The 23,600-nt window shown below is 62.9% G+C and carries 25 protein-coding genes; 18 read left to right on the forward strand and 7 right to left on the reverse strand.

Annotated features, from left to right (window positions below; genetic code table 11):
* Positions 1-13: 13 nt before the first annotated feature.
* The 7 genes from cobO to ABX74_RS11290 all read left to right on the forward strand — a co-directional run bounded on the left by cobO (position 14) and on the right by ABX74_RS11290 (position 7,179).
* Positions 14-628 carry a cob(I)yrinic acid a,c-diamide adenosyltransferase gene (gene cobO / locus ABX74_RS11260; RefSeq protein WP_019748043.1) on the forward strand — a complete coding sequence of 205 codons (615 nt, stop codon included), beginning with the start codon at positions 14-16 and terminating at the stop codon, positions 626-628.
* Complete coding sequence (locus ABX74_RS11265; RefSeq protein ID WP_047888845.1) at positions 622-1,998, forward strand: cobyrinate a,c-diamide synthase; 1,377 nt, start codon at positions 622-624, stop codon at positions 1,996-1,998. The genes cobO and ABX74_RS11265 overlap by 7 nt, the downstream gene beginning before the upstream one ends.
* Positions 1,982-2,395, forward strand: coding sequence for a cobalamin biosynthesis protein (locus ABX74_RS11270; protein ID WP_041814958.1), 414 nt, complete (start codon positions 1,982-1,984; stop codon positions 2,393-2,395). Before ABX74_RS11265 ends, ABX74_RS11270 begins: the two co-directional genes overlap by 17 nt.
* Complete coding sequence (gene cobA / locus ABX74_RS11275; protein ID WP_029255169.1) at positions 2,392-3,618, forward strand: uroporphyrinogen-III C-methyltransferase; 1,227 nt, start codon at positions 2,392-2,394, stop codon at positions 3,616-3,618. The genes ABX74_RS11270 and cobA overlap by 4 nt, the downstream gene beginning before the upstream one ends.
* 11 nt (positions 3,619-3,629) lie before the next feature.
* Positions 3,630-5,126: an MFS transporter gene (locus tag ABX74_RS11280; protein WP_047888846.1), complete on the forward strand. Its 1,497-nt coding sequence runs from the start codon at positions 3,630-3,632 to the stop codon at positions 5,124-5,126.
* 80 nt (positions 5,127-5,206) lie between these two features.
* The gene (locus ABX74_RS11285) at positions 5,207-5,635 is read left to right on the forward strand and encodes a CBS domain-containing protein (RefSeq protein ID WP_047888847.1); all 429 of its coding nucleotides are present in this window, start codon (positions 5,207-5,209) and stop codon (positions 5,633-5,635) included.
* Between the two features lie 35 nt (positions 5,636-5,670).
* Complete coding sequence (locus tag ABX74_RS11290) at positions 5,671-7,179, forward strand: protein adenylyltransferase SelO (protein ID WP_047888848.1); 1,509 nt, start codon at positions 5,671-5,673, stop codon at positions 7,177-7,179.
* A 12-nt stretch (positions 7,180-7,191) separates the two neighbouring features.
* Here ABX74_RS11290 and yaaA read toward each other — a convergent pair whose 3' ends face one another.
* Positions 7,192-7,935, reverse strand: a complete 744-nt coding sequence (gene yaaA, locus ABX74_RS11295; protein WP_047888849.1) for a peroxide stress protein YaaA — start codon at positions 7,933-7,935, stop codon at positions 7,192-7,194.
* 55 nt (positions 7,936-7,990) lie between these two features.
* Between yaaA and ABX74_RS11300 the strand changes: the two genes are divergently transcribed.
* The 5 genes from ABX74_RS11300 to ABX74_RS11320 all read left to right on the forward strand — a co-directional run bounded on the left by ABX74_RS11300 (position 7,991) and on the right by ABX74_RS11320 (position 13,734).
* Complete coding sequence (locus ABX74_RS11300; protein WP_020969391.1) at positions 7,991-9,736, forward strand: proline--tRNA ligase; 1,746 nt, start codon at positions 7,991-7,993, stop codon at positions 9,734-9,736.
* Between the two features lie 79 nt (positions 9,737-9,815).
* Positions 9,816-10,487, forward strand: coding sequence for an O-methyltransferase (locus ABX74_RS11305; RefSeq protein ID WP_041814959.1), 672 nt, complete (start codon positions 9,816-9,818; stop codon positions 10,485-10,487).
* 22 nt (positions 10,488-10,509) lie between these two features.
* Complete coding sequence (locus ABX74_RS11310) at positions 10,510-11,169, forward strand: rhomboid-like protein (protein WP_020969393.1); 660 nt, start codon at positions 10,510-10,512, stop codon at positions 11,167-11,169.
* Positions 11,170-11,227: 58 nt separating this feature from the next.
* Complete coding sequence (locus ABX74_RS11315) at positions 11,228-12,958, forward strand: acyl-CoA dehydrogenase family protein (RefSeq protein WP_020907426.1); 1,731 nt, start codon at positions 11,228-11,230, stop codon at positions 12,956-12,958.
* Positions 12,955-13,734: a nuclear transport factor 2 family protein gene (locus ABX74_RS11320; protein WP_021343990.1), complete on the forward strand. Its 780-nt coding sequence runs from the start codon at positions 12,955-12,957 to the stop codon at positions 13,732-13,734. The genes ABX74_RS11315 and ABX74_RS11320 overlap by 4 nt, the downstream gene beginning before the upstream one ends.
* A 76-nt stretch (positions 13,735-13,810) precedes the next feature.
* Here ABX74_RS11320 and ABX74_RS11325 read toward each other — a convergent pair whose 3' ends face one another.
* A complete protein-coding gene (locus ABX74_RS11325) occupies positions 13,811-14,236 on the reverse strand; it encodes a pyridoxamine 5'-phosphate oxidase family protein (RefSeq protein ID WP_020907428.1) in 426 nt (141 codons plus the stop codon).
* Between the two features lie 159 nt (positions 14,237-14,395).
* On the opposite strand from ABX74_RS11325, the gene ABX74_RS11330 reads away from it, so the two are divergent.
* Together ABX74_RS11330 and ABX74_RS11335 are read left to right on the forward strand one after the other, a co-directional pair.
* On the forward strand, positions 14,396-15,691 hold the full coding sequence (locus ABX74_RS11330; protein ID WP_020907429.1) for an MFS transporter: 1,296 nt from the start codon (positions 14,396-14,398) through the stop codon (positions 15,689-15,691).
* A gap of 91 nt (positions 15,692-15,782) precedes the next feature.
* Positions 15,783-16,739: a DMT family transporter gene (locus ABX74_RS11335; protein WP_047888850.1), complete on the forward strand. Its 957-nt coding sequence runs from the start codon at positions 15,783-15,785 to the stop codon at positions 16,737-16,739.
* Here the strand turns inward: ABX74_RS11335 and ABX74_RS11340 are convergent.
* The 3 genes from ABX74_RS11340 to ABX74_RS11350 form a co-directional block, all read right to left on the reverse strand.
* Entirely contained in the window at positions 16,701-17,540 is an 840-nt protein-coding gene (locus ABX74_RS11340; protein ID WP_047888851.1) for an SDR family NAD(P)-dependent oxidoreductase, read from the reverse strand. The genes ABX74_RS11335 and ABX74_RS11340 overlap by 39 nt on opposite strands.
* A complete protein-coding gene (locus ABX74_RS11345; protein WP_029255178.1) occupies positions 17,537-18,034 on the reverse strand; it encodes a nuclear transport factor 2 family protein in 498 nt (165 codons plus the stop codon). Before ABX74_RS11345 ends, ABX74_RS11340 begins: the two co-directional genes overlap by 4 nt.
* A gap of 96 nt (positions 18,035-18,130) precedes the next feature.
* Positions 18,131-18,766 carry a TetR/AcrR family transcriptional regulator gene (locus ABX74_RS11350; protein ID WP_020969397.1) on the reverse strand — a complete coding sequence of 212 codons (636 nt, stop codon included), beginning with the start codon at positions 18,764-18,766 and terminating at the stop codon, positions 18,131-18,133.
* Between the two features lie 85 nt (positions 18,767-18,851).
* Here ABX74_RS11350 and ABX74_RS11355 point away from each other — a divergent pair, with 85 nt between their 5' ends.
* On the forward strand, positions 18,852-20,276 hold the full coding sequence (locus tag ABX74_RS11355) for an MFS transporter (RefSeq protein ID WP_047888852.1): 1,425 nt from the start codon (positions 18,852-18,854) through the stop codon (positions 20,274-20,276).
* Between the two features lie 55 nt (positions 20,277-20,331).
* Here the strand turns inward: ABX74_RS11355 and ABX74_RS11360 are convergent, their stop codons facing one another.
* The gene (locus tag ABX74_RS11360) at positions 20,332-20,787 is read right to left on the reverse strand and encodes a ferritin-like domain-containing protein (RefSeq protein WP_082148490.1); all 456 of its coding nucleotides are present in this window, start codon (positions 20,785-20,787) and stop codon (positions 20,332-20,334) included.
* On the reverse strand, positions 20,784-21,233 hold the full coding sequence (locus tag ABX74_RS11365) for a hypothetical protein (RefSeq protein ID WP_019748061.1): 450 nt from the start codon (positions 21,231-21,233) through the stop codon (positions 20,784-20,786). The genes ABX74_RS11360 and ABX74_RS11365 overlap by 4 nt, the downstream gene beginning before the upstream one ends.
* Before the next feature lie 271 nt (positions 21,234-21,504).
* Between ABX74_RS11365 and rimP the strand changes: the two genes are divergently transcribed.
* From rimP to ABX74_RS29900, 3 genes are read left to right on the forward strand one after another with little or no spacing between them, the layout of a single operon-like run.
* Complete coding sequence (gene rimP / locus ABX74_RS11370) at positions 21,505-22,125, forward strand: ribosome maturation factor RimP (protein WP_020907437.1); 621 nt, start codon at positions 21,505-21,507, stop codon at positions 22,123-22,125.
* Complete coding sequence (gene nusA, locus ABX74_RS11375) at positions 22,122-23,153, forward strand: transcription termination factor NusA (protein WP_003942738.1); 1,032 nt, start codon at positions 22,122-22,124, stop codon at positions 23,151-23,153. The genes rimP and nusA overlap by 4 nt, the downstream gene beginning before the upstream one ends.
* A 44-nt stretch (positions 23,154-23,197) precedes the next feature.
* Positions 23,198-23,548, forward strand: a complete 351-nt coding sequence (locus ABX74_RS29900; protein ID WP_019748063.1) for a YlxR family protein — start codon at positions 23,198-23,200, stop codon at positions 23,546-23,548.
* The last annotated feature ends 52 nt before the right edge of the window (positions 23,549-23,600 follow it).

Here is a 23,600-nt window from a genome sequence, read left to right on the forward strand (position 1 = left end):
TCAGGAGTTCACGATGCCCAAGGGTGTTCCCGAGACAGTTCCCGACGACGGTCTGACCACGCGTCAGCGTCGCAACGCACCGGTGCTCGCCGTACACACCGGCCCTGGAAAGGGTAAGTCCACTGCCGCTTTCGGCATGGCGCTGCGCGCCTGGAACCAGGGCTTCGATATCGGCGTCTTCCAATTCGTGAAGAGCGCCAAGTGGAAGGTCGGTGAGGAAGCCGCATTCCGCGCCCTCGGAAACCTGCATGACGAAACCGGTGTCGGTGGGCCGGTGCAGTGGCACAAGATGGGCGAAGGTTGGTCATGGACACGCAAGGCCGGTAGCGAGGAAGATCATGCTGCTGCCGCTGCGGAGGGTTGGCAGGAGATCGCGAGAAGGCTTGCAGGCGAGGAGCATCGATTCTATGTCCTCGACGAGTTCACGTACCCGCTCAAGTGGGGTTGGGTGGACGTGGACGAGGTGGTGCAGACACTGCGCGATCGCCCAGGCAACCAGCATGTCGTCATCACGGGGCGTGATGCCCCGCAGGCACTGATCGACGCCGCCGACCTCGTGACCGAGATGACGAAGATCAAGCACCCGATGGATGCCGGCCGAAAGGGTCAACGGGGCATCGAATGGTAAGTCCTTCCACTCCGGCCGTGGTGATCGCCGCTCCTGCCTCGGGTAGCGGAAAGACCACGGTGGCAACGGGATTGATCGGCGCGCTGCGACGGTCCGGAAGCAGCGTTGCACCCTTCAAAGTGGGGCCGGACTACATCGACCCGGGTTATCACGGACTCGCGGCAGGGCGGCCCGGACGCAACCTCGACACTGTTCTGGTCGGCCCGGATCGCATCGGACCGCTCTACCGGCATGGAACCGCCGGCTGTGACATCGCCGTGGTCGAAGGCGTCATGGGTCTGTTCGACGGAAAGATCGACGAGGCCAACTCGCAGCCGTCGGCGGAGGGATCGACGGCGCAGGTCGCGTCGATCCTCGGTTCGCCGGTAATCCTCGTGATCGACGCCCGTGGGCACAGTCAGAGTCTGGCCGCCGTACTCCACGGCTTCGCGACCTACGACGCAGGTGTGCGCATCGGCGGCGTCATTCTCAATCGCGTCGGGAGCGCTCGTCACGAGCAGGTGTTGCGTCATGCGTGCGACAAGGTCGGCGTCGCAGTGCTCGGAGTTGTGCCACGGTTGACGGAACTAGAAGTTCCCTCCCGGCACCTCGGTCTGATTCCGGCGGCCGAGCACGGCGCCGCCGCTGTGGCCGCAGTGGACGCGATGTCCGACTTGATTGCCTCGCACGTCGAACTGGATGCTGTTCGTGCACTGGCCGCCTCGAACGTGGGTGCAGCTGCATGGGATCCGGTTGCCGAGGTCGGCGCACATGCCGAGTCTCGTCCCGTGGTTGCCATGGCGGGCGGCCCTGCCTTCACCTTCGGCTATGCCGAGCACCGTGAACTCCTGACTGCTGCCGGCGCGGACGTGCAGGTGTTCGACCCGTTGCGGGACGAGCTTCCCGCGGGAACTGCTGCTCTTGTCCTTCCTGGCGGGTTCCCGGAAGAGCATGCGGTGGACCTCGCGGCCAATACCGTTCTGCTGCAGCAGGTTCGTGACCTGGCGGACGGCGGCGCACCGATCCACGCCGAGTGTGCCGGTCTGCTCTACCTCGCTCGCAGCTTGGACGGTCACAGCATGGCCGGTGTTGTCGGGGTGGATGCCACATTCGGGAAACGCCTGACCCTCGGGTACCGCGAAGCAGTGGCGATCAGCGACTCCACCCTCTTCGACGCAGGCTCCCGCGTCACCGGTCACGAGTTCCACCGAACGTCTCTCGTCTCGGCAGACGCGGACGGTTGCGGAAGTGCGTGGGGATGGCGGCCCTGGGACGGCGGCAGTGTCCGCGAAGGATTTGTTCGCGGCGGCGTCCACGCGTCGTATCTCCACACTCATCCGGTGGGGCAGCCCCAATCGATCGCGAAGTTCGTCGATGCCGCACGGGGATGACCTCTGTATAGGCGTTGGATTCACGACGAGCGCCACCGCGAAGGACATCGTCGCTGCGGTGAACGCGGTGCTGCAGGAGCGAGCGAGGATCGTGGTCCTCGCCACTGCGACCGGCAAGGCGGCGTCTGCAGCTCTGCTCGCTGCCGCCGATGAACTGAACGTCCCGATTGTGAGTTTCGACCCGGACGTACTTGGGCGAGTTCAGGTTCCGTCACCGTCGACTCGCGTCGAGCACGCGATCGGGACGGCAAGCGTCGCGGAAGCGGCGGCGATCCTCGCTTCCGGGGGCGGGCCGCTCCTAGTGGCCAAGACTGCCAGGGATGGAGTGACCGTGGCGGCGGCCCGTAAAGTTCCCTCCAGCTTGAACAATTCTGACGACGAAACGGAGTGCGAGTGAGCGAGTCCACCGCAGACGAGACCAACTACTTGGTCGGCCTCAACCTGACCGATCGACGCGTGGTCGTGTTCGGTGGCGGCACTGTGGCTCAGCGCCGACTCGGACTGCTGGTCGCCTCTGGTGCCCGTGTTCACGTCATCAGTCGCGCGTTCACTCCAGCCGTCGAAGGTATGGCCACGGCCGGGCAGATCACGGTCGAAGAGCGCCCGTACGCCGACGGCGACCTCGAAGGTGCGTGGTATGCCATCGCCTCGACCGACGAGCCGGAAACCAATGCAGCGATCGTCGCCGAAGCGGAGCGTCGCCACATCTTCTGCGTGCGCGCCGACAACGCGAAGCACGGCACCGCGGTAACTCCCGCCAGCGCCGAGTACGACGGTATGAGTATCGGAATTCTTGCCGGCGGCGATCACCGTCGTTCGGCAGCAGTCCGCACCGCGGTCGTCGAAGGTCTTCAGTCGGGCGTGCTCGCCGATACGGCCGAGCCGGCCGCTGCGGGCGTTGCTCTCGTCGGTGGTGGCCCCGGTGACCCCGACCTGATCACCGTGCGCGGACGCCGTTTGCTCGCACGCGCTGACGTCGTCGTGGCCGACAGATTGGCTCCGCCGGAGTTGCTCGCCGAACTGGGTCCCGACGTCGAGGTGATCGACGCCGCGAAGATCCCGTACGGCCGTGCCATGGCTCAGGAGGCCATCAACGCCGCGCTGATCGACAACGCGAAGGCAGGCAAGTTCGTGGTCCGCCTCAAGGGCGGGGACCCGTACGTCTTCGGGCGGGGATACGAAGAACTCGAAGCGTGTGCCGCTGCCGGCGTTCCCGTGACCGTAGTGCCCGGAATCACGAGCGCGATCTCGGTCCCGTCGGCCGCGGGCATCCCGGTGACCCACCGCGGTGTCACCCACGAGTTCGTCGTCGTCAGTGGGCACGTGGCTCCGGATCATCCGGATTCGCTGGTCGACTGGTCGGCACTGGCCAAGTTGCGCGGCACGATCGTGCTGCTCATGGCGGTCGAGCGCATCGATCAGTTCGCCAAGGTACTCGTCGACGGTGGACGCCCGGCAACCACGCCGGTCACCGTCATCCAAGAGGGCACGCTGCGCACTCAGCGTGAACTTCGGGCCGATCTGGCGACCGTTGCTCAGCGCGTCAAGGACGAGGAGATCAAGCCTCCGGCGATCATCGTGATCGGGCCGGTCGCGGGCTTTTCTGTCGACGCTGGGTAACGTGAAGTCTTGTGTCTGATTCCCCAACGTCTGAAACCGCTTCGGCTAACGCTCCGATAGCGACTCGAGTCATCGGGCTCGCCATCATCGTCCTGAGTGGTTTGCAGATGATGGTGGTGCTCGACGGCACCGTCGCAAACCTCGCGCTTGCCCCGCTGCAGGCTGATCTCGGACTGAGCGACAGTGGCCGCAACTGGGTACTGACCTCTTATGCGCTGGCTTTTGGTGGGCTCATGTTGCTCGGTGGGCGCCTCGGTGACGCGTACGGGCGCAAGAAGATGTTCATCGCCGGAGTCTCCCTGTTCACGGTGGCGTCGTTGCTCTGTGGTCTCGCCCTGAACGAGGGCATGTTGATCGCAGCGCGGGCGCTGCAAGGCGTTGGCGCGGCCGTGGCCTCGCCCACCGCCTTCGCCCTTGTTGCCACGACTTTCGCCGCAGGTCCGGCTCGAAATCAGGCCATCGCGATTTTTGCCGCCATGACGGGCGTCGGATCGATCGCCGGTCTGATCATCGGCGGCGCGTTGACCGAGGTGTCATGGCGTCTGATCTTCCTCATCAACGTCCCGATCGGCATCGCGCTCGTCGGCATGGCGTTCCGCGCCCTTCGAGAGACGAATCAGACGCGTCTGGCGTTGGATGTCCCCGGCGCGATCCTCGCAACCCTCGGATGCACCGGTGTCGTTTTTGCTCTCACCGAAGGCCCGGAAATGGGGTGGGGGAGTATCGCCGTCGTCGGGGCATTGGCTGTCGGCCTGGTCGCCCTCGCAGCCTTCCTCTTCGTCGAGCGAACTGCAGACAATCCGCTGTTGCCGTTCTCCTTGTTCGCCGATCGCAACCGCGTCGCGACGTTTCTGGCCATCTTCTTCGTCGGTGGCGCGATGTTCAGCATGACGGCTTTCGTCGCGTTGTTCGTGCAGGACATCATGCAGTATTCGCCGCTGCGTGCCGGTATCGCGTTCATTCCGTTCGCGTTCGGATTAGGCGCCGCCGCCTCGGTTGCATCCAAGCTCGCAGTGAAGATTCAGCCGCGGTGGCTGGTCCTCACCGGCGTCGTGATCATGATCGTCGGACTCCTCTACGGATCTACTCTCGATTCCGATTCCACCTACCTCGCCAACTTGTTCGTGCCCGTGATCGGAATCGGATTCGGTATCGGCCTCGCGATGGTGCCCTTGCCACTGTGCGCGATCGCCGGAGTACCCGAGACCGAGATCGGCCCACTGACCGCCATTTCCCAGGTTGCCCAGACGCTCGGTGGACCACTGGCGCTGTCGGTAATCGGTGCGATGGCGACGTCCAAGACGCTCTCGCTCGGCGGCACTTCAGGCAAGGCCGCGGACATGAATCCAGCACAATTGATCGCGCTCGGCGAGGGATACACCTTCGCGCTCGTCGGCTGCGCGGTCTGCGCGGTGTTCGCCGGTATCGCAGCGCTCTGCATCAGGTTCACGCCCTCACAGGTAGCCCAGGCACAAGCGGCGGAGAAGGCAGCTCAGGGAATCGCCTGATCAGCCCTGTTTATCCGCTTCGCCAGCCGATACGATCGTTGCAGGACGTGCCGAGAGTCTCGACGGATCGGGGTGCCGTGATGCGGATCGCGGACATATTGCGAAACAAGGGCAACAGCATCGTCACTATTGACGCCCACACGACGGTCAACGGGTTGCTGTGCGATCTCGCCCGCCACAACATCGGGGCCATGGTCGTGGTCGACGATGACGCGGTGGTCGGGATCATCTCCGAACGCGATGTCGTTCGACGCCTGCACGAACGCGGCCCGGATCTCCTGGACATCCAGGTTTCCGAGGTCATGACCGCGCTGATGTACACGTGCGTTCCGGCAGATGCGGTGGACAGCATTGCCGCGATCATGACCGAGCGTCGTATCCGCCATCTGCCGGTCATCGAGGACGGCAGCCTTCTCGGCATCGTGAGTATCGGGGACGTGGTGAAGAGTCGCATCGACGAGCTCAAGAGTGAGCGCGATCAACTCGAGTCGTACATCGATCAGGGCTGATCGATAGGTCGTCTCACGGTGACTACTCTCGTGTGATGGCTGCAATCCAGGAATCCACAGCAGGCGCGGTCACCATCGTGGCCGGCCTCGAGAGCACTTTCGCCGACGAGCTGGGCGCTCTGACCGTGCCGTGGCAGGGTGCTGCCTCGCCTGACCCGCAGTTGCTCGTGGTGAACGAGCAACTGGCCGCGTCGTTGGGATTGGACGTGACGGTGCTGCGAAGTGCGGACGGGGTCGGCGTCCTGTCCGGGTCGACGGTGCCGGTCGGGGCCACACCGGTGGCGATGGCGTATGCGGGCCATCAGTTCGGTGGATACGCACCAATGCTCGGGGACGGTCGGGCGTTGTTACTCGGCGAACTCGTCACCAATGACGGGCAGCGAGTTGACTTGCATCTGAAGGGCTCCGGGCCCACGCCGTTCTCTCGGGGCGGCGACGGGTATGCAGTCGTAGGGCCGATGCTGCGCGAATATCTGGTCAGCGAGGCGATGTACGCCCTCGGTATCCCCACCACGCGCGCGCTGTCGGTGGTGGCGACGGGTCGCCACGTTCGCCGCAACGGCGCGGAACCCGGTGCTGTGCTTGCCCGGGTTGCGTCGAGCCATATTCGAGTGGGGACCTTCGAGTTCGCGGCCCGGCAGGGTGAGGTCTTGCAGTCGCTCGCCGACTTCGCGGTCGCCCGCCATTACCCGGAGCTGACCGAACTGTCGGCGACGGGTACAAACAATCGGTACCTGAGGTTCTTCGAAGCGGTGGTCGAGGCGCAGGCGTCACTGGCGGCGAGGTGGATGCTCGTCGGTTTCGTACACGGGGTCATGAATACCGACAACACGACAATTTCGGGGGAGACCATCGACTACGGTCCGTGCGCCTTCCTCGACGCGTTCGATCCGGCGGCAGTGTTCAGCTCGATCGACCACGGGGGCCGCTATGCATTCGGTAATCAGCCCGCTGTACTGAAGTGGAACCTGGCGCGCTTGGCAGAAACACTGTTGCCACTGATCGATTCCACACCCGACGAAGCAATTTCCGCGGCGTCAGCAGTTCTCGAGACCTTCGACGAGCGCTACGAGGGTCACTACGCGGCCGGTCTCGCGGCAAAGCTCGGTCTGGCCCAGCCGTTTGTCGATCGGGCGCTCGTCGACGATCTGCTGACGTTGTTGGCGGAACACGGTGCTGATTGGACGGGCAGTTTCCGCGCTCTCGCCGACGTATTGCGCGGAAATTCGGTGCCTCTCGACAACCTCGTGCCACGGGAGCACATCGCGCCCTGGTTGCAGCGGTGGCAGGGAGCCCTGACCGAAAACGGATACGGGGCCGCGGAGACCGCGAGCGCGATGGATCGCGTCAACCCGCTGTACATTCCGCGTAATCATCGGCTCGACGCTGCCCTGCGCGCCGCGACCGACGGCGACCTCGCTCCATTCGAGAAGCTGCTGGAGGTTGTCACGCATCCATTCGACCGACGCGACGAGTGGGCTGACTACACGGAGGCGGCTCCGCAGTCTTTCAGTGAAACATTCCAAACCTTCTGTGGCACTTGACAGACGAAGCCATCAATCCGTCAGGATGATCAATTCGCGCTCCGACGCGATTTCGACGCGCAGGCCTGCTTTCGACGCGACGCGGGCAACTCCCTTGATGTCACTGGGTTCGGCGCGCGAGACCACAAGGGCGCGCGCGAGCAGACCCTTGTGGTGCTTGTTGAAGTGACTGACGACAGTGCGGGTGCCGTCCGGCTTCTCGGTGAGGACCGTTGCGATCAGTGCGTCCGGAACCGGTCCGAGGTCTTGGTAGGTGCCGGACCGTAGATCGATGACAAGGCCGTCGGCTTCGGCCGCCAAGGCCTTCGGCAACTCCGGCTTCCACAGTGAGCGGAGCGTGCCCATCCCGGGCAGCTTGGACCCGCCGGAAAGGCGGTAGGCGGGGATCAGATCTCCCGCACGGACTGCACCGAACAGAGCGGAGCCGATCGCGATCCGATCGAGAGCCTTGGCCTTCTGGGCACGGGTGAACGACTTGGCGTCGAGGGCGTCGAAGAGCACCCCGGTGTAGCGCTGCAGCGCGGGCCGCGTCGCGGACACCCACAGCTTGGCGTTGCGTTCCACTTCGTCTGCTTGCGTCGGACCGAGCCCGAGCGCTTCGCACGACGCCTCGACGTCAGCGGCCAGATCGACCAGCGTCTGAACCAGCAATTCGCGCGTTTCGGTCAACTGTGGCATCGACAGTTCGGCCAGATCGAGGGGCGCATCCTTGCCGCCGTCGGACTTGGTTTCTGAGGGAGGCAGCAGTACAAGCACGCTGTAACCGTACCGAGGCCCGCTCGGCCGACTGCGGCGACTATCCTTACACCTCGTGATTACCCGTCTGTCCCACCTGTTCCTGCGTACCCTGCGTGACGATCCCTCGGACGCCGAAGTTGCCAGCCACAAATTGCTGGTTCGTGCCGGCTACGTGCGTCGTATCGCTCCAGGCGTCTACTCGTGGTTGCCGCTGGGATTGCGGGTGCTGCGCGAGGTTGAGCGTGTTGTCCGCGAAGAAATGAATGCCATTGGTGGGCAGGAAATTCTGCTGCCTGCTCTGCTCCCGCGCGATCCGTACGAGGCGTCGAACCGCTGGACCGAGTACGGCCCCAACCTGTTCCGCCTCAAGGACCGCAAGGGCAACGACTACATGCTCGGCCCGACCCACGAGGAGCTCTTTGCTCTGACGGTCAAGGGTGAGTACAACTCGTACAAGGACTTCCCGGTCACCCTGTACCAGGTGCAGACCAAGTACCGCGACGAAGAGCGTCCGCGTGCGGGCATTCTGCGTGGTCGCGAGTTCCTCATGAAGGATTCGTACTCCTTCGACCTCAGCGACGAAGGTCTGACGGAGTCGTACCAGGCGCACCGCGGTGCCTACGAGAAGATCTTCACGCGTCTGGGCGTCAAGTACGTCATCGTCTCGGCCACCTCCGGTGCGATGGGCGGCAGCGCGTCCGAGGAGTTCCTTGCCGAGAGCGAGATCGGCGAAGACACCTACGTACGCTGCCTCGAATCCGGCTACGCCGCCAACGTCGAGGCCGTCAAGACTGTTGTTCCCGACTCCATTCCGTTCGACGGGCTGCCCGAAGCGAAGGTGTACGACACCGCGAACACACCCACCATCGACACTCTCGTGGACTGGGCGAACGGTGCCGACCTCGGCCGCACGATCACCGCCGCCGACACTCTCAAGAACATCATGGTCAAGACCCGCCTGCCCGGCGGCGAGTGGGAACTGCTCGGTATCGGCATCCCCGGCGACCGTGAGGTCGACGAAAAGCGCCTCGAAGCTTCACTGGAGCCGGCCGAGTTCGTGATGATCACCGAGACCGACTTCAAGAACAACCCGTTCCTGGCCAAGGGTTACATCGGCCCGAAGGCTCTGCAGGCCAACGGTGTTCGCTACCTTGTCGACCCGCGCGTCGTCGACGGCACCAGCTGGATCACCGGCGCCGACGAAGACGGCAAGCACGTGGTCGGCCTCGTTGCCGGTCGCGACTTCACCCCTGACGGAACCATCGAAGCCGCCGAGGTTCGTGACGGCGACGCCTCGCCCGACGGAGCCGGCACGCTGGTCTCGGCCCGCGGTATCGAGATCGGGCACGTCTTCCAGCTCGGCCGCAAGTACACCGACGTCTTCACCGTCGACGTCCTCGCCGAGAACGGCAAGCCCGTCCGCCCGACCATGGGTTCGTACGGCGTCGGCGTCTCGCGTCTGGTGGCCGTCATTGCCGAGCAGCACCATGACGAGAAGGGTCTGCGCTGGCCTGCCGAAGTTTCACCGGCCGACGTCTACCTCGTCATCGCGAACAAGGACGAGACTGCACGCGAAGGCGCCGAAGGCCTCGCCGCGCAACTCGACCGTGCCGGACTCGAAGTAATCCTCGACGACCGCAAGGCATCGCCGGGCGTGAAGTTCAAGGACTCCGAGCTGATCGGCGTTCCGCTGATCGTTGTCGTCGGCCGTGGTTGGGCCGACGGCAAGGTCGAGATTCGCGACCGCTTCACCGGCGAGAGCCGTGAGATCGACGCCGACTCGGCGATCGAGGAGATCATCAGCGCAGTTCGCGGCTGATTCGAATAGTCGTCTGGGCCGCCGCAGCCACCTTCCGAGGTGTCTGCGGCGGCCCTTCTTTTCTGCCACAATCGTGGCTATGGAACGCGAACCGGATTGGGCAGAAGTCGACGGTTACCTTGTCTCCACGTTGGTAGGTGAAGATCCGGTTCTCGACGCGGCACTCGCCGCCAACTCCGAGGCCGGCCTCCCTCCGATCGACGTGGCGCCGAACCAGGGCAAGCTCCTCAACCTTCTGGCGCGAATGTGCTTGGCGCGCAATGTCCTCGAGATCGGAACGCTCGGCGGATACAGCACGATCTGGCTCGCTCGCGCGGTCGGCCCCTCGGGCCAGGTCATCACGCTGGAATTCGATCCCACCCATGCGGATGTCGCTCGGGCGAATATCGAGCGCGCCGGCTTGGCTGACCGTGTCGACATCCGCGTCGGGGCCGCGCTCGACAGCCTCCCGTCGATCGCGAAGGAAGAGTTGGGACCTTTCGACTTGGTCTTCATCGACGCCGACAAGGAGAACAACACCGAGTACGTGCGGTGGGCGTTGGCCCTTTCGCATCCCGGAACCGTCATCATCGTGGACAACGTGGTGCGTGGGGGACATGTGTCCAACCCGGATATCGACGACGAGCGCGTCAAAGCGAGTCGAGCGGTGTTGGAGATGATCGCGGCCGAGCCGAAACTCGATGGCACCGCCATTCAAACCGTGGGTTCGAAGGGATGGGACGGGTTTGCCGTTGCAGTAGTGAACGAGTGAGCGCAGACTCGAAGCGGTGAGGATGCTGGGGGCAGCAAAGGCGGCATGGCGATGGGTGCGCAGTGCTCCCGGTACCTATGTCTGGTTGCTTGCCCTGCTGTTCACCACGCTGTTCCTGCGGCATCTGCCTGACAATGTCGAGGAGCGTTTTCTCGGCAAGCGCTCGACCAATCTGCATCACCTGGCCGAAGACCCGCTACGAGTCCTGTTCTCGAGTGCCTTCTGGCTCGAAGGTGGCGGTTGGTTGGGATACCTGGTTCTCTTCACCATCTTTCATGCAACGGCTGAGCGTTGGCTCGGGACGTGGCGGTGGCTGTGTGTTGTCGTCATCGCCCACGTCGGAGCCACGTACATCAGCGAAGGTGTTCTGTACGAAGGTATTCGGCACGGATACGTGGCGGAGTCGGCGGTCAACACTCTCGACGTGGGAGTGAGCTACGGTCTGGCCGGCATCATGGGGATTCTGGTGTACCGCATCGTCGATCCGTGGCGATTCGTCTATCTCGCGGGGCTGTTGCTCTTCTACGGTGTGCCTCTGATTTTCGCCACCAATTTCACCGCCATCGGCCACATGTCTGCGTTGTTGCTGGGATTGGCGTGCTATCCGATCACGCGTGCTCGGGCGGGCACGTGGAATCCGATGGACCTGTGGCATTCGCGAAGAATCGCAGGTCTTCCATGAATCGCACCGCGGAAAGTTACCCGCTGGTAGTTTAGCGTCATCGACGAAAGGTAATGACGTGTCTGGCACCGATGGATTGCTCTTCAACCCCCATACTTACGACCCCGCTCAGTTCGATCCGGAGACCCGCCGTTTGCTGCGAGCCACCATCGAATGGTTCGAGAGCCGCGGCAAGAAGCAACTGCTTCAGGACGACCTCGACGCCGTGTGGGTCTCCGACTTTCTCGAGTTCGTCGGCAAGGAGAAGTTGTTCGCGACGTTCCAGACTCCGGCGGCATTCGCCGACGGTGACGAGAACCGTCGTTGGGACGGTGCCCGCAACGCGGCCTTGAGTGAGATCTTCGGTTTCTACGGACTCGCTTACTGGTACGCCTGGCAGGTCACGATCCTCGGACTCGGACCGATCTGGATGAGTGACAACGATGCAGCGAAGAAGCGTGCAGCGCAGGAACTCGTCGACGGTGGTGTCATGGCGTTCGGCCTGTCCGAGCGTGATCACGGCGCCGACGTGTACTCCACCGACATGCTTCTCACTCCCACCGACGGCGACGTCGCCTTCCGCGCGAGCGGCGAGAAGTACTACATCGGAAACGGCAACGTAGCCGGAATGGTGTCTGTGTTCGGGCGGCGTACCGACGTCGAGGGTCCCGAAGGCTACGTGTTCTTCGTCGCCGACAGTGCACATCCGAACTATCAGCTTGTGGACAATGTCCTGCGCGGGCAAATGTACGTCAGCAATTTCCGCCTCGACGACTACCCGGTGCGCGAGGAAGACATTCTGCACACCGGCGTCGCCGCATTCGAGGCCGCGCTCAACACGGTCAACGTCGGAAAGTTCAACCTGTGCACCGGCTCCATCGGGATCACCGAACATGCGTTCTTCGAAGCAATCACTCACGCGCAGAATCGAATTCTCTACGGTAATCCGGTCACCGACTTCGCCCATGTACGCGCCGCCTTCGTCGACGCGTACTCACGTCTGATCGCGATGAAACAGTTCAGCGCGCGGGCGGTCGACTACTTCCGCAGCGCCAGCCTCGAAGACCGTCGCTACCTGCTGTTCAATCCCATGACCAAGGCCAAGGTCACCTCGGAAGGTGAAAAGGTCGTCGGGTTGCTGCACGACGTGATCGCGGCAAAGGGGTACGAGAAGTCCACGTACTTCCGTGAAGCAGCGCAGATGATCGGCACGCTGCCCAAGCTCGAGGGCACCGTCCACGTCAACGTCGGCCTGATCCTCAAGTTCTTGCCGAACTACCTGTTCAACCCCGCGGAGTTCCCGGAGATCGTCACGCGCGACGACGCAGCCGACGACGAGTTCTTCTGGAATCAGGGACCGACCCGCGGCGCTGCGAAGATCCAGTTCCACGAGTGGAAGCCCGTCTACGAGAAGCACTCTTCGATCCCGAACGTCGCTCGTTTCTACGAGCAGGCGATCGCACTCACCGAATTGCTCACTGCCGCAGCGCCGGACGCGCAGCAGCAGAAGGATCTCGATTTCATGCTCAATGTCGGGCACCTGTTCTCCCTCGTCGTCTACGGTCATCTGATTCTCGAGCAGGCCGAGATCAGCGGACTCGACGCCGACGTTGTCGATCAGATCTTCGACTTCCAGATTCGCGACTTCTCGGGATACGCGATCGCACTGCACGGAAAGCCGTCGTCGACGCCGGAGCAGCAGAAGTGGGCCTTGGCCGCAGTGCGGAAGCCTGTTGTGGACAGTGAACGCTTCGACCGGGTGTGGCAGCAGGTCAAGGCGTACGACGGTGCATACGAGATGCGCGCATGACCGCGCCGGTGGTACGTGAGCAGTTGATGGCCGTCGTGGAGGGATCCCCGAAAGCCGTCGGCGCGCATGATCGCTCGACCTGGGTTGCGCTGTTTGCCGAAGAGGGCCAGATCAACGACCCTGTAGGTTCACGTCCGCATAACGGGCAGGCGGCGATCGAGAGTTTTTACGACACGTTCATCGCCCCCAATTCGATCACCTTCCACGTCGAGCGCGATATCGTGTGCGGCCGCACAGTGTGGCGCGATCTGAGCCTCGCTACCGAGATGTCGACCGGAGTCGTCCTCGACGTGCCGATGCATTTGCGCTACGACTTGGTGGGGGAGCCCGATTCCTTGCGGATCGGAACCCTCTATGCGCATTGGGAATTGGCAACGATGCTGAGCCAGCTCGCTACCGCCGGCGTTGCCGGGGTGAAGGCTGCCGCGAAGTTGACCCCGCAGCTGCTCTCGAACCAGGGGATCGGCGGAGCGCTCGGATTCTCGCGCGGCATCTTCGGAGTCGGAGACAAAGGCAAGAAGGCGGCTTCGCGGTTCCTCGATGCGGCCGCTGTCGGTCGAACGCCGCCGGTACCCGTCGAGCTTCCGGCGGGGACGCAGTTGTCCAATGCCGACGTCAACGCTCTGCTCACCGGCGTGACGAAGAGCAAGATGCTGGTTGCCGGTCGCACCGTGACGGCGAGCGTAATCGTGTGCGGGGAACCGGCCATCGCCCTGTTCGGCTTCGAGGCGAGCGGTCATCGCCTCAATCGGGTGCGCTTCTTCACCGAGAGCTGATACCGAGAGCACTCGCATGCAGGTCAGGCTCGGCGCGCCACTCCGGCGCGCCGAGCCTTCGCTTTTCTGAGAATTGTCAGATCGCCCCGAGATCCGCAGACAGCCAGTGCTGCGGATTCATGTAGATCGCTACCTGCTCGCCCAACTGCGATCGCGCGAATTCGAGATATCCGTCGACCTTGTCCGGGGTCAGGTATCGCCGCGAGACTTCGACCAGCATCTCGTCGGTGCCCGGAACGATCTTGTCGACGGATCCGCTGACGCTGACGTAACGGATTGTCGGATCGAGCCTTTCGGCCATCAACGAGAAATGCCCGGCCGACTCGATGAGTCGAGCCTTTCGCGAATCCTTGCCCGTGAGGATCCATGGTTTGCCACCGGGTGAATACAGGTACCAGATCGGGACGGTCAACGGACCGCGTTCGGTGCCGTCCGCTACGGACAGCGCCCCGATGTGGGGTTCGGCCAGGAACTGTTCACGCTCATTTTCGGAGAGTGCCATTCCTCGAGATTACCGCGACGTTTGACATGGCGTTGTGACTCCGTACACAATCGATGTGCTCATTATGAACATGCGTTCGCAATGCGAACAGATCTCGATCTGGACTACTGGATCTGAACCGGTAGCGAACGCCCACAAGCAGTGAATGTCGAGGATCCGATGACCGCACCGCATACGCAATCGAGTTCAATCACCGGTTCGCCTGGGGCGCGTGCCGCAATGTGGGTAGCACCGTTGTGTTGGATAGCTGTGCTTCTGGACGGATTCGATCTGGTCGTACTCGGCGCGGTCATTCCTTCACTTCTCGACTACGACGCGTGGGGATTGAGTACCGGCACGATCACGATGATCTCGACCTTCGGGCTCATCGGCATGACCATCGGCGCCCTCGTCATCGGCACTCTCACTGACGTCATCGGTCGACGCCGCGCGCTGCTGTACGCCGTTGCCGCATTCTCGATTCTGACTCTGTTGTGCGCAATTGCGCCCAATCCGTTCATCTTCGGGCTGCTGCGCTTCCTCGCCGGGGTGGGACTGGGTGGCGCCCTTCCGACGGCATTGGCTCTGGTCAACGAATTCTCGAAGAAACAAGGCGGTGGATCTGCGTCGACCATGCTGATGACCGGCTATCACGTCGGCGCCGTTGCCACCGCCGCGCTGGCGCTCGTCGTGATCGAACCTTTCGGTTGGCGAGCGATGTTCGTTGTCGGCGCACTTCCTGCCGTCGTCCTGATTCCACTCATGTTGCGGTATCTGCCGGAATCCCCGTCGTACCTTCTCGCTCACGGAAAGCGTGCCGAGGCCGAGGAAATCGCTGCCCGCTACGGTGTCGAGCTCGAGGCTGCGCCTACGTCCGAAGCTGGGCGTGCCGAAGCCGCCAATCCCGTTCGCGCACTGTTCTCTTCGAAGTTCCTGCGTAACAGCATCGCCATCTGGATCACCAGTTTCATGGGCTTGCTGCTCGTCTACGGATTGAACACGTGGCTTCCGACGATCATGCGCGAGGCCGGTTACAACCTCGGAGCCTCGTTGACGTTCCTTCTGATCCTCAATGCCGGAGCCGTCGTCGGGCTGTTGATCGCCGGGGGCGTCGCGAACAAGATCGGCCCGCGTACCGCAGCAATCGTGTGGTTCACGGGAGCAGCGTTGTTCCTGGCGCTTCTGAGTGTGAAGGTGTCGTTCGGAATCTACGTGATGGTCTTCCTCGCCGGATGCTTCGTGTTCAGTGCACAGGTACTGGTCTACGCCTTCACGAGCGCCAATCACCCACCACAGATTCGCGCGACAGCGCTCGGATGGTCGGCGGGTGTCGGCCGGGTCGGTGCGATCTGTGGCCCGATTCTGGGCGGAGTTCTCCTGGGTGCGGGTTACGCCGTGCCGTGGGGCTTCTACGCTTTCGCGCTCGTCGGACTGCTCGGTGCAATTTCGATCTCCTGCACACGGGTTCGCACCTGAAATACCAGTTTCGCAGGTTGGTGCGCTACTGCTATCGTTGAATATGAGTATGAAGAGTAGCGCTATCGTCACGTCACGGGCACCGCTACCGATGCCATCGTCTCGATCCGGTTTGTGGTGGGGCTTGCTCGGTGTTCTGGCGTTCTCGTTCACCGTTCCGCTCACGAGGGTCGCCGTCGCGGATCTCGACCCCCTGTTCGTCGGCGCGGGCCGCGCCGTCGTTGCCGGGGCCCTTGCGATTGTGATGCTGTCGGTTACTCGCGCGACGCTTCCGACGCTTCGGCAGTGGTCTCGCATCGCACTCGTGACCGTTGGCGCGGTACTGGGGTTTTCACTGTTCACCACGTTTGCGTTGCAGACATCGCCGGCGAGTCACGCGGCAGTCGTGATCGGACTACTTCCCGCTGCGACCGCGGTATTTGCCGTCGTCCGAGGAAAAGAGCGTCCCAGTAAGGGATTCTGGTGGGCAAGCGCCGCCGGCGCGGTATCGGTCGTAGGGTTCGTGGCCGTCGCAAACGGCGGACTCGGCTCGTTCCATCTCGCTGATCTTCTTCTGTTCGCCGCGGTTGTCTGTGCAGCGCTGGCATATTCGGAAGGTGCGTTGCTGGCCCGCGAGATCGGGTCGTGGCAGACGATCGCCTGGGCATTGATTCTCGGACTGCCGGTCACGATTGCGTTGACGGTGGCGTCCATGGCCCAGGCTCCGGTCTCTGCCGATGTGAATTCGTGGCTTTCGTTTGCCTACCTGGGATGCGTGAGTATGTTTCTCGGGTTCTTTCCCTGGTACCGGGGTCTGGCGATCGGTCCCATTTCCACTGTGAGCCAAACACAGTTGGTTCAACCGGTGCTCAGCATTGCCTGGTCGGCGCTGATCCTCGGTGAGGCGTTGTCACCCTCGATCGTGGCTGGCGGCGTCGTCGTCATCGGGTGTGCCTGGCTTGCCCTGAAGGCGCGAGTGGCAGCGCCGCGTGCTGTGCCGGCACGCGACGCGACCACTGCCACCGATGATTCAGAAAAGCGGGCCGCCACCGAAGGCACTGCGGTGTGACGCAGGTTGTTTCCCGTTGGCGTCGGTGATGCCGTACTCGACGGCCGTCTCGGCGGTGATCAGTGTGTGACCGCTGCGCGCGTTCACTTCTGGATCGTTGGCCAATGCAGTGATGACCTGGCCGACGAATTCCGGGGTTTCGGCCTCGGCCAGTGAGAAGCCTTCGAAGCTCTCGATCCCACTCGCCTCCATCCGCTCGTTGCGGATCAACCCGAGCCAGAAGGAAAGTGCGGTGACGCCGGTTCCGTTCAATTCGACAGCCATGTCGGCGGCCATCTTGTCCAAACCTGCTTTCGACATCCCGTACAGGACAGAGTGCAGGTACCCGCGGGTGCCGAACGACGAGATATTGCCGATCACTCCACTGCCCCGGGGGACCATCAACTTCGCCGCTTCTACCGAAGCAACGTAGTGGGCGCGCAGTCCGATTCCGATCAGCGAATCCCAATCGTCGATCGGCCTCTTCCAGAACGGATCGGCGAAGCCGGCATAGCCCGCCGGGTTGGCCCAGACGTTGTTGACGAGAAGATCGAGGCGGCCTGACTGTTCCTCGGCGATGCGTGCAAACAGGTCGACGATCTTTTGATCGTCGGCGTGATCGCACTGCACGGCAATGCCGTGACCGCCGCGCTCGGTGATCTCCGCCGCGGTGCGATCGAGTGGGCCGTCGGCGCCGACGGTTCCTCGCGCCGTCACGTACACCGTCCAGCCGTCGCTTCCCAGTGCGAGGGCAATGCCTTTACCGACGCTCCTACTTGCGCCGGTCACGAGCGCTACTTTGCCGTTTGTCGACGTGGTCATCGGGGGCCTCCCAACGAACCCTCGGCGATATCAGTGTCGGGGGACAGGGGAGTGGTGATCGACCACGTCTCCGTGAAGTGGCATTGACTCATTTTCCACACACCGTCCTCGATTACGTATTTGTCGTCGTATTCGCCGGTCATCAACTTCTCGGTGCGTCCGACAGTGTCGACCTGGCGGAACTGCAGAGTCCATCGCCCCACCGCCGACGTCTCCGAGGTCAGTGTGATGTCGGGATGCAATCCGTGATGCATGTCGAGTACCGCGTACCGGCCGTCGACCTTGCGAAGAGCGATCTTCTCGAAGATGTCCGCCATCGGCCCGGCGTCGTCGAACGCGCCGAGACGGCCGTAGTCGATCGACGCTCCTGAACGGATGAAGCTGCTGCGGAACCGAACCGGATCCTTGGCGTCACATGCTCGCCAGTAGCCATGTTTGAGCTTCTTGATTTCCTCGATCTGTTCGAGCGCGTCGAGGCGTTGTGCGAGATCCACTACCGTCGGTCCTTTTCGTCTGGGTTTCCCGGAGACATGTCGGATCGACTGTAGGGTGTCCTCAGTCACATGTGTGTAGTTTTTCCCAGTGACCGGTCAGGAAACGGTGTCGGTTTCGCTCGAGGATTCGTCGCCGGTGAGAGTGATTGCAGTCGAGTCGCTGAAGACGCTGCCCCAGAGTTCGCCGAGGGCCGGATCTTCTTCGGCGTGTTCGGGTGCCATCATTGCGAGCAGATTGTTGATCAGCATGCCGTTCGCGATGAACAAGCGTGCTTGCTCGGGCGTGCAACCGGTGCGCTCGCGCAGCAAGGTGTAGATGCCGGACATGGCGGTCCGGGACACGGCGGCGACGTCGTCGGTGCTGGTTGCGAAGCCGTGCAACATGACGAGCAGCAGATCCCGGTCGAGGACCAGCTCGCCGTAGGCGGATCCGAGTTCGGCCCAGAACTGCGGATTGCTCGGATCGATTGTGACGGTGTCCAATTTGTCGTTGAAGGTGCGGACGATTTCGTCGAGCGCACGCGTGAACACCGCGTGGAACAAATCTGCCTTGGTCCCGAACATGCGCACGACGTAGGGCTGCGAGACGCCGGCTTCCTTGGCGACGGCGTCCGTGCTGGTGCCGGAGTATCCGCCCTTTGCAAATGCCCGCGTTGCCGCGGCAAGGACCAGTGCGCGACGTTCCGGTGCGCTCATCCTGCGGGTACGTGGTTCAGCTGCACCGATCGACATATTGACACGTTATCACCGGATAGCTTAGTTTCGACTTAAGTAATCAATTGATGCCTTAAGGCACCTTCACCATCGAGGAATCACGATGACCGTTTTGACGAAGTCCGGATCGGACGCCGCATCCGGGTCGGAAAACAGTGGAGGACGTAAGGTTCCGATCGCGATAGCGATGGTTGCTGCTTCTCTGCCCATGTTCATGGCTACCCTCGACAACCTCGTGATGACGAGCGCGCTGCCGGTGATCGAGAAGGAACTGAACGCGTCCGTCGGGCAGCTCCAATGGTTCATGAATGCGTACACGCTCTGCTTTGCGACGCTGATGCTTTCGGCGACGACGCTCGGCGATCGGTGGGGACGCCGCCGGATGTTCGTGTTCGGAATCGGGCTGTTCACGGCTGCATCGATCGCTTCGGCGCTGTCGACAACTCCCGGCCTGCTGATTGCGGCCCGGGCATTTCAAGGCGCGGGCGCAGCCGCGATCATGCCGCTCTCGCTGACCCTCCTCGTCGCAGCGGTACCGGAAGCCAAGCGCGCCATGGCAATCGGTGTCTGGGGTGGCGTCTCCGGACTGGGAATCGCGATGGGTCCCGTGGTCGGTGGAGCGGTAGTCGACGGGTTCTCGTGGCAGGGAATCTTCTGGATCAACGTGCCGGTTGCGATCGTTGCCGTTCCTCTCGCGTTGTATGCGTTGCGTGAATCGACCGGTCGCACACAACCTCTCGACCTTCCCGGTGTCGCACTCGCCGGACTCGGTGTGTTTCTGGCGGTGTGGGGGATCGTTCACGGCAACGACGACGGCTGGGGATCGCTTGGAGTGGTTGCGTCGTTGGTCGGTTCCGCAGTCGCGTTGGCGCTGTTCGTTCTTCGCGAGATGAAGACGTCACATCCGGTCATGCCACTACGTCTGTTCCGTTCACGCAGCTTCTCGATGGCGAACGTCATCGGCTTGACCTTCTCGATCGGGATCTTCGGAGCGGTGTTCCTTCTGTCGCAGTACCTCCAGATCGTGATGGGCTACAGCCCGTTCCAAGCAGGCCTGCGGACGCTTCCGTGGACGGCAGCGCCGATGATTTTCGCTCCTCTCGCCGGTTTTCTGGCGCCGAAGGTCGGGCTCCGTTCACTTCTGCTGACCGGTCTGCTGCTCCAGGCCGGAGCATTGTTCTGGTTGGCCGCGTTGATCGGTCCCGACGTGACGTACGGTTCGCTGGTTCCGGCGCTACTGATGGCGGGCATCGGCATGGGCCTGACCTTCGCGCCGAGTTCCACGGCTGTCCTCGTCGACATGGATGAGCCTGATCACGGAACGGCCAGTTCGACCAACTCGACGCTTCGCGAGATCGGTGTTGCGCTGGGAATCGCGGTTCTTACCGCAGTCTTCCTTGCGGCCGGGGGTGCGCTCACGCCACTCGGTTACGGAGATGCGCTGACACCTGCACTGCGCGTCGGCGGTTGCTTCGTGTTGGTGGCCGTGGTTGCGGCTTGGTTCGTGCCCTCGCATCGCAAGGCCTGAGCCACTGCTGTGCGCCTTTATTAACCGCCGGCGGTTAATAAAGGCGCACAGCAGTTTACGAAGCCGGTTCCCCTGGGAACGCTGAGGTGGCCGGAGCGGTTCCCAGCGCGGACCGCCATCCGGCGCCGCGGATTGCCGCATCGGTCAGGCCGTCGATTCCGAACGTGCGGAGTTGGTCGGTATCGACCTGTTCGACGAATGCCCGGTAGGTCACGGCGGTGTCGGATTCGATCTGTGCTGCCAGTTGTGCCGCGGTAACGGAGTCCGTCACCGGGAACGGGATCTCGTAGGCTGCCGCGGCTGTCGGCGGGGTCTCGCCTGCGTCGGTCGACAGGGCAACCAGCGCATCACGTCGCGCGCGGTGCGCGGCTGTATGTGTGGCAACTTCGTTGACACGGGCAGGATTCGAAAACGCGGCAACCACTCCGTAAGCGAAGATCGCGGCATTCTCTGATTCGATTGCGGTCAGCAAGGCAGAACTCTCGGTTCGACGGGTGTGCGAAGTGATCATGGAAGCAACACCGCAACCTGGGTCGAGCACGACGCGCTGATCGAACCGAGCAAGCCCGCGCGATAGCCGGACATCGTGCGAGCGAGATCCGCGGCACTGCGCGCCGAATCGTTAAGCGAGGTCCTCAAGGTGTCAACGCCCGTCGGAGCGTTTGCGACCGAGGTCGACGGGGGCGCAGTGGTCGTAGCGCCGCCGCCTGCTGCTCGCGCAATCTCGGCGTCGAGTTCGAGTGCATGCGCTGTGCGTTCGGCGCTGATCGTGGTCAGTGATGCCGACTTGTCCGGCGCAAGAGCGATGGCGGCGGTTGCGGCTGCCGCGTCGGAGCGAGCTCGCTCGGCCTGGGCCGTCAACTGGTCGACTTCTGCAGCCGCCTCCGCTGTGCCGTTGTCGGTGCAGGCGGACAACGAGAAGGCTGCAGCGCCCAACGCTGCTGCGGTTCCCGTCATCTTGAGCGCACTCCGCCGGGAGAGTGGGGTAGTAGTCATGGGCGTCAGCACCAGTCCATCGTGCCAGGTGGTCGGCCGATCGTTCGAATCCGCGGCACGTGTTCAAGTGTGACGTGCGTCGGGCACTCTGGTCACGGAGACGCGTAATGAGCGGTACTCTTGGATGCTTGCAGCATGAGGCACCTGGTGTCCTTTCATGCTCGCAGCCGCCCACGTCGACAGTCGACACAAGTCGGACAATCGACGACAACTGAAATGAGGAGTTCGCGAGATGCCGGTGCCATCCAGGGAGAGGGTGATCGAGCTGATCTCCGAACTCGTGCACGCCCAGGGTTACGACGTCGAAGACGTTGTCGTGACCAGTGCGGGCAAGCACAGCGCGGTGCGCATCATGGTCGACAGCGATGCCGGGATCGAACTCGATGCCGCCGCAGAGATCAGCAGACTCGTTTCGGAACTTTTCGACAGCCTCGAGGAAATCGGTGAAACGCCGTACACCCTCGAGGTGACCTCCCCGGGAATCGATCGTCCACTGACGCTCGAGCGTCACTGGCGTCGAGCTCGTGGACGCAAAGCGCGTATCGATCTGGCCGGCGAGACCGTGGTCGGCCGTATCGGAACGTTGAACGACGATTCCGTGGCGGTTGTCATCGGTGGCCGTGGCGGACTGACCGTGCGAGAGATTGCACTGGGCGACGTTCAGAAGGCCGTAGTTCAGGTGGAGTTCTCGAAGCCCAGTGAGGCGGAGTTGGAACTCGCGGGCGGCATCCCGGAGGGGCGCGCAGTTCCCTCGGATGCGGTTGACCTCACCGATGACTCGGGCGTGGACAGTGTCGAAGACGACGAAGCAGAATTAGAAGACGTAGAAAACGAAGAAGGGTTCGACAAGTGAATATCGACATTGCAGCGTTGCGAGCGATCGAAGCCGAAAAGGGCGTTTCGATCGAAACTGTGATCGCCACGATCCAGACCGCGCTGCTGACGGCGTACCGCCACACCGAGGGGCACAAGCAGAACGCTCGGATCGATGTCAACATCAAGACCGGTTCGGTGCGAGTGATGGCACACGACACCGATGCCGACGGCAACATGATCGGCGAGGAGTGGGACGACACTCCCGAAGGATTCGGTCGAATCGCGGCGACCACCGCACGCCAGGTCATCCTGCAGCGTTTGCGCGACGCCGAGCACGAGCGCAGTTTCGGTGAGTTCTCCACCCATGAGGGTGAAATCGTCGGCGGTGTCATTCAGCGCGACACGCGTGCAAACTCTCGCGGGATGGTCGTCGTTCGAATCGGCAGCGAATCCAATGGCGCCGAAGGATTGTTGCCGCCCGCAGAACAGGTTCCCGGCGAGAACTACGAACACGGCGAGCGCATCAAGTGCTACGTCGTCGGGGTTGCTCGCGGCGCCCGTGGCCCCCAGATCACCCTCTCGCGGACCCATCCGAACCTGGTTCGCAAGTTGTTCGCACTCGAGGTTCCGGAGATCGCGGACGGCAGCGTCGAGATCATCAACGTCGCGCGCGAAGCGGGACACCGTTCCAAGATCGCCGTTGCCTCACGCGTGCAGGGGCTGAACGCAAAGGGTGCATGCATCGGCCCGATGGGTCAGCGCGTCCGCAACGTCATGAGCGAACTTGCGGGGGAGAAGATCGACATCATCGACTTCGACGAAGATCCCGCGACGTTTGTGGGCAACGCACTTTCCCCGTCGAAAGTGGTCTCCGTCACTGTCGTCGATCCCGAGGCTCGTGCGGCCCGTGTCATCGTGCCCGATTTCCAGCTTTCGTTGGCCATCGGAAAAGAGGGTCAAAATGCCCGCCTGGCTGCACGGTTGACGGGTTGGCGTATCGACATTCGGAGCGATGCGGCACCCGTTGGCGACGCGTCCGACCGGCCCGCCACGTCCAACGGATAACGGTGGAATGCAGTGATCGAGACGGTTCGGCGGTAGAGTGGACAATGGTTCGACGTGAGTCCTCGGATTCTGCGCGCGTGAAACCCGGTTCGCCGGTCAGAACGTGTGTGGGGTGCAGGGAACAAGGGTCGGCTGTCGATCTGTTGAGGGTCGTGGTTGGTGAGCAGGGGCCGGAGGGTTCCCCGCTCGTCCCCGACGTATCGCGAAGACTCCCCGGTCGAGGTGCATGGCTGCACCTGGATCCGAGTTGTCTGAGCCTGGCAGAGCGGCGCCGAGCATTCAGCAGAGCACTGCGAGTGTCCGGAAATCTGGACACGTCCGCTGTCGACCAGCTGGTCGACGCAGTTCACACAAAAGCAGTACCTCTCGAGAAGAACAGGCACAAGCACTCATGAGCACACCGTGAAGCACCAACGATGAACGTCCATCGGCGATAACCCGAGGACG

The organism is Rhodococcus sp. ARP2 (genome assembly GCF_001029585.1).
Lineage (GTDB): Bacteria > Actinomycetota > Actinomycetes > Mycobacteriales > Mycobacteriaceae > Rhodococcus_F > Rhodococcus_F erythropolis.